The organism is Collinsella aerofaciens ATCC 25986 (assembly GCF_964237925.1).
Taxonomy (GTDB): domain Bacteria; phylum Actinomycetota; class Coriobacteriia; order Coriobacteriales; family Coriobacteriaceae; genus Collinsella; species Collinsella aerofaciens_BJ.
This window is the reverse complement of sequence record NZ_CAXSKI010000001.1, coordinates 234,792-244,597: the sequence shown is the minus strand read 5'-3', so window position 1 is coordinate 244,597 and position 9,806 is coordinate 234,792. Positions and strand designations below refer to the sequence as shown.

Here is a 9,806-nt window from a genome sequence, read left to right as displayed (position 1 = left end):
GGGTGGCTGAGCCCGATGGAGTACCGCAGGAAGCTTGGATACGCCTAGGCGCGGTCCAAGAAATCGTCCGCACCCCCAAACAGGAACTATTCCACCGCAACTGCCAAGGGTCCCGCTCCAAATTAGCTGCCCACATATGCAAAAGGAGGCCTCCGCGGCGATGCGGAAGCCTCCTTTTTTGTGCACGGTGTACTTTTGAGTGTGCAAGTGGGGGAGTTGTTACTCCTCGACGATCTCGGTGATCGCGCCAGCGGGGCAAGCGTCCTGGCAAGCGCCACAGGCGACGCAGGAGTCCTCGTCAGCGACGGTAGCGACGTCCTGGAGCTCCAGAACGCCAGCGGGGCAGGAGTCGACGCAAACGCCACAAGCGATGCACTCGTCGGCATCAATTACGGGATGAGCCATGGTAGTTTCCTCTCTGTTGACCGACGCTACAGGCGATGCGCGCCGGTTTGATTCGGGCAAAAACATACCACGGGAGCGACCGTTTGCAATACCCTCTGGCCGGCATCTTCATACCGTTCGCCGAGTATGCCAAGGTTTACTAAAAAACGCGCAGGTGGGGCCGTTGAGCTGCATAAATGTTAGCTAAAGGTGACTTGAAATATAGGGCGATTGAGCGTGCTTGCGGAAACCGCATCCCATTATTTTGTCGAAAAACGGGTTGCAGTTTCCGGTTAGGCCCGCTAGCGGAAAATGCGAGCCGGTATCAGCTCTCAAAACGGGATACGGTTTCCGGTTGAGCCTTCAGACGGAAACTGCGACCCGGAATCCACGCTCAAACCGGGATGAGCTTTCCGCAAGACGGCCCCCAGGCACCCCCGGACGCAAACCTCAGCCATCTCTACATAGATCTCGATAGATTTGCCGAGAACTCAAACAGTGCGTCTACCTGCGCATTTAAGAACCTAAACTCTCAGCAATAAGAAATCTTATATGAATTGACTTAGATTTTGTATATTCCGGCCCATAAGGGGATACACTACATCCTGAAAGACAAGCCGAAGCGCCACGCGGCAGACCGCCGAGTCGGTGCAAACGCACAAGAGAGAGGGAATTTCTAATGGGCAAGATTCTTGGTATCGACCTTGGTACTACTAACTCCGCAATGGCCGTCCTCGAGGGCGGTTCTCCGACCATTATCGTGAACGCCGAGGGCGACCGCACCACCCCGTCCGTTGTGGGCTTCCGTGCCGACGGCGACCGCGTCGTTGGTAAGGCCGCTAAGAACCAGGCTGTCACCAACCCCAAGAACACCGTGTTCTCCATCAAGCGCTTCATGGGCCGCAAGTACTCCGAGTGCACCTCCGAGATCAAGACCGTGCCGTATGAGGTCAAGGAGGGCCAGGGCGGCCGTGCCGTCGTCGACATCGAGGGCAAGGACTACACCGCCGAGCAGGTGAGCGCCATGACGCTCGCGAAGATGAAGGCCGACGCCGAGAAGTATCTGGGCGAGACCGTCACCGACGCCGTCATCACCGTCCCGGCCTACTTCAACGACGCCCAGCGTCAGGCCACCAAGGACGCCGGCAAGATCGCCGGCCTCAACGTCAAGCGTATCGTCAACGAGCCGACCGCTGCTGCTTTGGCCTATGGCCTGGACAAGCAGGGCACCGACCAGCGCATTCTGGTCTTCGACCTGGGCGGCGGCACCTTCGATGTCTCCATCCTCGACCTCGCCGACGGCGTGTTTGAGGTTCTGTCCACCTCGGGCGACAACCACCTGGGCGGCGACGACTGGGATCAGCGCGTCATCGACTGGATGGCCGATAAGTTCCAGCAGGAGAACGGTGTCGACCTGCGTCAGGACCCCATGGCCCTGCAGCGTCTGAAGGAGGCCGCCGAGAACGCCAAGAAGGAGCTCTCCGCCGCCCAGCAGACCACCATCAACCTACCGTTCATCACCATGAACCAGTCCGGCCCGCTGCACCTCAACTACACGCTGACCCGCGCCGAGTTCGAGAAGATCACCCGCGACCTGCTCGAGCGCTGCAAGCAGCCTGTCACCAACGCCCTGCGCGACGCTAAGCTCAAGCTCTCCGATCTGACCGAGGTCATCCTCGTCGGCGGCTCCACCCGTATGCCCGCCGTCCAGGAGCTCGTCAAGACCATGACCGGCAAGCAGCCCAACATGTCCGTGAACCCCGACGAGGTCGTTGCCGACGGCGCTGCCGTCCAGGGCGGCGTGCTCACCGGCGACGTCGAGGGCATCCTGCTGCTCGACGTTACCCCGCTGTCGCTGGGCGTCGAGACCATGGGCGGCATCATGACCAAGATGATCGACCGCAACACCACGATCCCGACCTCCAAGACCGAGGTCTACTCCACCGCTGCCGACAACCAGACCAGCGTCGAGATCAACGTGCTCCAGGGCGAGCGCGAGCTTGCCCGCGACAACAAGTCGCTCGGTAAGTTCCAGCTGACCGGTATCCCGGCTGCCCGCCGCGGCGTGCCGCAGATCGAGGTCACCTTCGACATCGACGCCAACGGCATCGTCAAGGTCTCCGCTAAGGACAAGGGCACCGGCAAGGAGCAGCAGATCACCATTTCCGGCTCCACCGCGCTTTCCGACGACGAAGTCGATCGTATGGTCAAGGACGCCGAGGCTCATGCCGAGGAGGACAAGAAGCAGAAGGAAGAGGTCGAGGTCCGCAACCAGACCGACAGCCTGTGCTACTCCACCGAGCAGACCCTCAACGAGCTGGGCGACAAGGTTTCCGCCGACGTGAAGTCCAAGGCCGAGGCCGCTATCGCCGACGCCAAGAAGGCGCTCGAGGGCTCTGACGTCGAGGCCATCAAGGCCGCCGGCGAGTCCCTGCAGTCTGTGGCCTACGAGCTGGCTCAGGTTGTCTACGCCGACGCTCAGCAGCAGACCGACGGTGCCGCCGGCGCCCAGCCTGCCGACGATGACGTCGTCGATGCCGACTACGAGGTTGTGGACGATGAGGACAAGTAATCATGTCCGCTCGTAAAGCTCGCACGGAGGCGGCCGCCGTTGGTGCCGCCCCCGTTGACTCTGAGGAGAAGGACGTGAAGATTCCCGTAGAGGCCGCAGACGTTACCGAGGCCAACGAGGCCCCGGCCGCCGAGGCTGCCGAGAACCAAGTAGAGGATTCCAACAAGGAGGCGACGATGACCGAGGACGAGATGGTGGAAGCCGCTATCCGCGCCGGTGAGGAAGCCGCCGACAACGACTTTAAGCTCAAGTTCGAGCAGGCTCAGAAAGAGCTTGCCGACGTGCGCAACGAGCTCGATGCTGCGGCAGAGGCTCAGAAGGCCGCCGAGGACAAGGCAAAGGACGCCACCGAGCGCACCGCCCGTCTGCAGGCCGACTGGGAGAACTTCCGTCGCCGCACCGCCAATGAGCGTATCGCCGAGCGCGAGCGCGCGACCGAGAAGCTTGTCACCGCGCTGTTGCCGGTGATCGACGATATCGAGCGCGCGATCGACCATGCCCGCAGCCAAGAGCTTTCCGACGACTTTAAGCAGTTCGTCGATGGCGTTGACGCGGTTCATGCCAAGCTGCTCGACGTGTTCGCGCACGAGGGCGTTGAGCCCATCGACCCCAAGGGCGAGGCGTTCGATCCGCTCGAGCACCAGGCTGTGGGTCGCGTCGAGGACGCATCGCAGTACGACGAGACCGTCAACGACGTGTACCAGAAGGGCTACCGCATGGCAGATCGTATTCTGCGTTCCGCGATGGTGACGGTGACCTACGGCGGCGAGAAGCGCCCCGCACCGGAGCCCGAAGCGGCGCCCGAGGATGCTGCGGCCGATACGGCCGAGAGCACCGAGGAGTAATTGAGAAGGGCCCCGGGGCAACACCCGGGGCCCTTTCTGACCTAGTGCCATATGAAAGCATGAGCCGTCGTCTGCATGGGCGGCGGACGTAACAGGAGAGGAGCTACGATGGCTGCAGGCAAAACCTTCTATGACATCCTGGGCGTATCCAAGAGCGCCTCCGACAAAGAGATCAAGAGCGCGTTTCGCAAGCTCGCGCAAAAATATCACCCCGATGCCGGCGGCGACGAGGCCAAGTTCAAGGAGATCAGCGAGGCCTACGAGACGCTTTCGGACGAGAAGAAGCGCAAAGAGTACGACCAGATGCTCATGTTCGGCGGCATGCCGGGCGCGGGCGGCGCGTATGGCGGCGGCTACGGTGCCGGCGCGGGCGCCAGCGGCTGGGGCGATATCTTCGACAGCATCTTTAGCGGCAACGGCGCCTGGGGCAGCGATTGGGGCTCGGGCTTTGCCGGGGCTGCGGGCGCTGCCGGTGCCGGCGCGGGGCGCAGCCGCGCTCGCAAGGGCGGCGACCTGTCGCTGACCGTCGATGTGACGGCCGAGGACGCGTTTCGCGGCGTGACGCACAAGGTCACCTATCGCATTCCCTCGACAGGCGAACAGCAGACCATTACGGTCTCGGTGCCTGCAGGCGCGGTCGACGGCGGCAAGCTGCGTTACAAGCGTCGCGGCGAGTATGGCGTTGCCGGCGGCGAGCGCGGCGACCTGGTCGTGACCACGCACGTGGAGGAGCACCCGCTGTTTAAGCGCAAGGGTGCCGACGTGACCATGGAGGTGCCGGTCTCGGTCTATGAGGCGGCGCTCGGCTGCACGGTGGACGTGCCGACGCCCGGCGGGGCGACGGTCCGTTTGAAGGTGCCCGCGGGTACCCAGACGGGCAAGAAGTTCCGTTTTAAAGAGATGGGCGCGCCCGACGTTAAACACCGTGGCCGCACGGGCGCGCTGCTCGTCGAGATCAAGGTGCAGGTTCCCACGAACCTGTCTGATGACGAGCGCGACGCGATGACCAAGCTGCGCGAGGCCGATACGCGCGACTACCGCGAGAAGGTCAACCGTTACAAGGCGACGTACTAGGGCGGTCGCGGCACACGCCCGCGCCCGCGGGCTTATGATGGACGATAACGAGACGGAAAGGGGTCAGGTAGCATGGCCGAGGACAATAGGAACAAACCGCTGTACATGATCAGCGTGGCGGCCGAGCTGACCGGCATGCATCCGCAGACTCTGCGCGTCTACGAATCCAAGGGCCTGGTGAACCCCCAGCGCTCGGGCGGCAACACGCGCCTGTATTCGCGTGCCGATATCGAGCGCCTGGAGCTCATCAACCAGTTGACCGACGAGGGCATCAACCTCGCTGGCGTGGTGCGCATCCTCGATATGAAGGAGCGTGCCGAGGAGCGTGAGCGCGAAAACGAAAAGCTCCGTGCTCGCGTGCGCCAGCTCGAGGACGAGCTGCACGAGTACAAGATGCAGAAGAAGATCACCGCTCTGGCCCCGCGCGACGGCTCGGTTAACCCCGAACAGGTCATGCGCAAACTTTTGGGCGCAGGCGGGGATCTCTAGGTTACGCCGTTCTGCCGAACGGCGTAACGGCTCGACGCTGCGCGACGTCCAGAGCGACAATTTGTCATTCAAAAGGCAAGGCATGACCAGAAGGTCTATGCCTTGCCTTTTTCATGCCAACTTGTTCGCTCTGGACGTCGCTCGCTGTCCGTCCTCAACCTGCGACGTCGCTTTGGCTGGCACTTGGGGACGTTCCTTTTAATATGAGCAGGACATTGCCAAGAGGCAAAATCGGGCCTGGCCCCAACGATATGGGGTCAGGCCCTCTCCCTATATCAGCCCGTCCGCGGCGACCTCGGCGTGTCTTACCGACGCTCGTCTTTGCAGTTTAATATCCGCCCGCGGCGATCTCTCGCTGGGCAATCCGTTGCTACGGCTGAGGCTTCTACGTCGAACCGACAGTCTGTGCACGCGTGTGGCGCCCTGGGCGCTCGCAGAAAAGGGACCTGAGGTTCGCCTCAACGGCTTCGGATCGAACCGCTTCCGGGATGATCGGCTTATGTGCGGGGGACCGCCCCCCCTACGCCTCCTCGGCCATGAGGCCGACCGCCCATACCCAGCAGGCGAGCTCGCGCGCCGTGGCCACGTTCGCCTTGTTGCCGTGGACCCCGCGCGCGAGCAGCGCCTCCCGCCTCTCGACCAGCCTCCGCACGCCCTTGGCGGCATGCCTCCGGGCGCCCCGGTCCGGGGCCTGGCCCTTGGCGAGGTCCTTCGGCCGCCCCGAGCACGTCAGGTAGTGCCACGCGGCCTCGACCAGCGTCTTCCTCAGGTGCTTGTTGCCGGCCTTGGTGATCGAGCCCCTGCGGTCGCTCTCCCCGCTGGAGTGCTCGGAGGGCGTCAGGCCGACCCACGCCGCGAACGAGCGGGCGTTCCTGAACCTCGAGAACTCGCCGGCCTCGAACACGAGGTCGGCGGCGGACGCGGTGTCTACGCCCTTGAGGCAGCGGAGGGAGTCGACCCTCTTCCTCCACCTGGGCTTGCGGGCCTCGGCCTCGACGAGCCCCTCGAGCCTCGCCTTCTCCTCCGCCGCCCGCCTGACCGCGTCGACGTAGTAGGCGAGCACGTCGTTGTCGGCCCTCTCCGCGAACCTTATCGACTCGATCCAGGACCAGTGCGCCCGGGTCCAGTTGCCCTTCCTGCGGCCGGTGGGCGTCCTCTCGTCGAAGACGAGCCCGTGCCTGAGCAGGAACTTGGAGAGCCGCTGCTTCGAGCGCGAGAGGTCGTCCCTCGCGTCCTCGAGCGCCCTGGTCAGGTCGCGGGCGGCCTCGCACTCGTCGTCGGGGACCCACACCTCGACCACGTTGCCGACCGACAGCATGCGGGCGAGGAACTCGGCGTCGTTGCGGTCGTTCTTCCTGCGCCTGTCCGCGCTGGGCTTGATCATCTTCGAGACGGCGCCGACCGCGCAGTCGACCCCCAGGCCGGAAAGCCTCTTCTGCAGGTCGAAGCCCGTGACCCCGGACTCGTACACGCACCTGGCCCTGGGGTCCATGGAACGGACCCACTCCGCGACGGCGCCGGCGTCGTAGCCGAAGGTCGCGGCACGTACCTCCCCGGTCATGACGTCGAGGGAGACGGCCTTTATCGAGCGGGCGTGGACGTCGAGGCCGATGAAGGTGGTAGTATCGAGCATGGGAGCCCCTTCCATGAATGCGGCGTGGCCGCCACGGTTGGATTAGACACTCACCATTGTCGGCCTAATCCGCGGTCTTTCATGCAGCAGGGGCTCTCAATGTTTTTATGTCCTGCTCATATCGTCTGTGCCGGCACTTTGGGACACTCCTTGTCAGAAGAGTGATGCAAGGTGCTCGCCCTGTGCTTTACTGAGATAAAGTGAACGCCGAGATTCGTAACCCGCTGGCAACCGTTCTATGGCACGATATTGAACGAATGTATGCTATGCGCCCAAATCTTTTGGGCAGAGTGGGAGACAGTATGGTTAAGCTGTACGAGGACGGCATCTACCTGCGCGGCGGCAGCGAGGTTGTGCCTGCGGCCGAGGCTGCCGAGCGCGGTATTACGCAGACACCCGAGGATGCCAAGCGTGGCACCATCGCGTATTCGATCCTCCAGGCACACAATACGTCCGGAGACCCCGAGGCGCTCAAGATTCGCTTCGATGCCATGGCGAGCCACGACATCACCTTTGTCGGCATCATCCAGACGGCGCGCGCCTCGGGCATGGAGCAGTTCCCGCTGCCTTACGTGCTCACCAACTGCCATAACTCGCTGTGCGCCGTGGGTGGCACCATCAACGAGGACGACCACGTCTTTGGCCTTTCGGCTGCCAAGAAGTACGGCGGCATTTTCGTCCCGCCGCACATCGCCGTCATCCACTCCTTTATGCGTGAGAACTTCGCCGGTTGCGGCAAGATGATCTTGGGCTCCGACTCGCACACCCGCTACGGCGCCCTAGGCACCATGGCCGTGGGCGAGGGCGGCGGCGAGCTGGCAAAGCAGCTGCTGCGTGACACCTACGATGTTGCCTATCCCGGCGTTGTCGCCATCTACCTCACGGGTACCCCGCGCCCCGGCGTTGGCCCACACGACGTGGCACTCGCTATCATCCGCGCCGTCTTTGCCAAGGGCTACGTTAAGAACAAGGTCATGGAGTTCGTGGGCCCGGGTATCGCGAGCATGACGACCGACTACCGCAACGGCGTCGACGTCATGACCACCGAGACCACCTGTCTGTCGAGCATCTGGGCCACCGACGAGGACACGCACGCGTTTTTGACCATGCACGGCCGCGGGGACGACTACCGCGAGCTCAAGCCCGCCGATGTCGCCTACTACGACGGCTGCGTCGAGGTCGATCTGTCGAGCATCAAGCCCATGATCGCGCTGCCGTTCCATCCTTCCAACGGCTTTGAGATCGACGAGCTCAACGAGAACCTCGAGGACATCCTGCACGAGGTGGAGCTCGAGGCCGCCAAGATCGGCGAGGGCAAGACGCGCTTTAGCCTGCTCGACAAGATCGTCGACGGCAAGCTGCACGTGCAGCAGGGCGTTATCGCCGGCTGCTCGGGCGGCAACTACGACTCCGTGGTCCAGGCTGCCCGCGTGCTCAAGGGCGCCAACACCGGCTGCGGCGAGTTCTCGCTGTCGGTCTATCCCACGAGCCAGCCCGTGGCACTCGAGCTTACACGCCGCGGCTATATCTACGACCTTATGGAGGCCGGCGCGATCGTGCGCACGGCATTCTGCGGCCCGTGCTTCGGCGCCGGCGACACACCCGCCAACAACGGCCTGTCCATCCGCCACACCACGCGCAACTTCCCCAACCGCGAGGGTTCCAAGCCGGGCAATGGCCAGCTGAGCGCCGTGGCCCTGATGGACGCTCGCTCCATTGCGGCGACGGCTGCCAACGGCGGCGTCCTGACGCCGGCGACCGACCTGCCCGAGGACACTTGGGACGAGGCCTGCGAGTACACCTTTGACGACGCGCCGTACAAAAAGCGTGTGTACTGGGGCTTTGGCAAGGCGGAGCCTGCCGACGAGCTGGTCGAGGGTCCCAATATCAAGCCGTGGCCCGCGATGGAGCCTCTCGGCGACGATATCCTGCTCAAGGTGTGCTCCAAGATCATGGACCCGGTCACCACGACCGACGAGCTCATTCCCTCGGGCGAGACGAGCTCCTTCCGCTCCAACCCGCTGGGCCTGGCCGAGTTTACGCTCAGCCGCCGCGATCCGGCCTACGTGGGCCGTTCCAAGGAGGTCGACGCCGTGGAGAAGCGCCGCGTTGCCGGCGAGGCAGCAGGCGACTTGGCCGCGCTCGATGCCGAGCTTGCCGGCGTGTTTGAGGCGCTGGCCGGCGCGGGTGTCGCTGCCGACGCCAAGGCGACCGAGTACGGCTCCATGCTCTATGCCAAGAAGCCCGGTGACGGTTCCGCCCGCGAGCAGGCCGCGAGCTGCCAGCGCGTAATTGGCGGCCTGGCCAACATCGTCCACGAGTACGCCACCAAGCGCTATCGCTCCAACGTGATGAACTGGGGCATGGTGCCCTTCCAGATGGAGGCGGAGCCCAACTTTGAGGTGGGCGACTACGTCTTTGTGCCGGGTATCCGTGCCGCGCTCGACGGCGACCTGAAGGACATCGCCGCCTACGTGGTGCGCGCCGACGGCACGGTCGAGCAGATTGAGCTATACATTGCCGATATGACGGCAGAGGAGCGTGCCATCGTCAAGGCCGGCTGCCTGATCAACTATAACAAGTTCAAGGCCGCTGCCGAGTAACGCACTTAATTGTCCGCCCGGGGCTTACCCTTTCCCGCCCGCTCACGCGCTTCGCGAGGGTCGCGTTCGGGAAAGGGTAAGCCCCGGGCTACATTTTTGCGTTCTCGTTGGGTCTTGAAGGACGCTAATAAATAGACTTGGTTGATGCCGCCTCTGTTAATGGGGCGGCTTCTTTTTGTCGAAAACCACCACAAAGGGGACAGGCA

7 protein-coding genes are annotated in these 9,806 nt (G+C 63.5%); 5 read left to right on the top strand and 2 right to left on the bottom strand.

Annotation, left to right across the window (positions count from 1 at the left end; all coding sequences use genetic code 11):
* Window positions 1–219: 219 nt before the first annotated feature.
* Window positions 220–471 (bottom strand): ferredoxin family protein, encoded by a 252-nt coding sequence (locus tag ACESWY_RS01030; protein WP_158564522.1) that lies wholly within the window; start codon window positions 469–471, stop codon window positions 220–222.
* 592 nt (window positions 472–1,063) lie between these two features.
* Between ACESWY_RS01030 and dnaK the strand changes: the two genes are divergently transcribed.
* The 4 genes from dnaK to ACESWY_RS01010 all read left to right on the top strand — a co-directional run bounded on the left by dnaK (window position 1,064) and on the right by ACESWY_RS01010 (window position 5,364).
* On the top strand, window positions 1,064–2,956 hold the full coding sequence (gene dnaK, locus ACESWY_RS01025) for a molecular chaperone DnaK (RefSeq protein WP_006235214.1): 1,893 nt from the start codon (window positions 1,064–1,066) through the stop codon (window positions 2,954–2,956).
* Window positions 2,957–2,958: 2 nt separating this feature from the next.
* Window positions 2,959–3,801, top strand: a complete 843-nt coding sequence (locus tag ACESWY_RS01020; RefSeq protein WP_349116424.1) for a nucleotide exchange factor GrpE — start codon at window positions 2,959–2,961, stop codon at window positions 3,799–3,801.
* A gap of 108 nt (window positions 3,802–3,909) precedes the next feature.
* Entirely contained in the window at window positions 3,910–4,875 is a 966-nt protein-coding gene (locus ACESWY_RS01015; protein ID WP_055285310.1) for a DnaJ C-terminal domain-containing protein, read from the top strand.
* A gap of 72 nt (window positions 4,876–4,947) precedes the next feature.
* A complete protein-coding gene (locus ACESWY_RS01010; protein WP_006235210.1) occupies window positions 4,948–5,364 on the top strand; it encodes a heat shock protein transcriptional repressor HspR in 417 nt (138 codons plus the stop codon).
* A gap of 520 nt (window positions 5,365–5,884) precedes the next feature.
* Here the strand turns inward: ACESWY_RS01010 and ACESWY_RS01005 are convergent.
* Entirely contained in the window at window positions 5,885–6,997 is a 1,113-nt protein-coding gene (locus tag ACESWY_RS01005) for an IS110 family RNA-guided transposase (RefSeq protein WP_373093232.1), read from the bottom strand.
* 302 nt (window positions 6,998–7,299) lie between these two features.
* On the opposite strand from ACESWY_RS01005, the gene ACESWY_RS01000 reads away from it, so the two are divergent.
* Window positions 7,300–9,600, top strand: coding sequence for a hydratase (locus ACESWY_RS01000; RefSeq protein WP_373093233.1), 2,301 nt, complete (start codon window positions 7,300–7,302; stop codon window positions 9,598–9,600).
* Window positions 9,601–9,806: the final 206 nt, after the last annotated feature.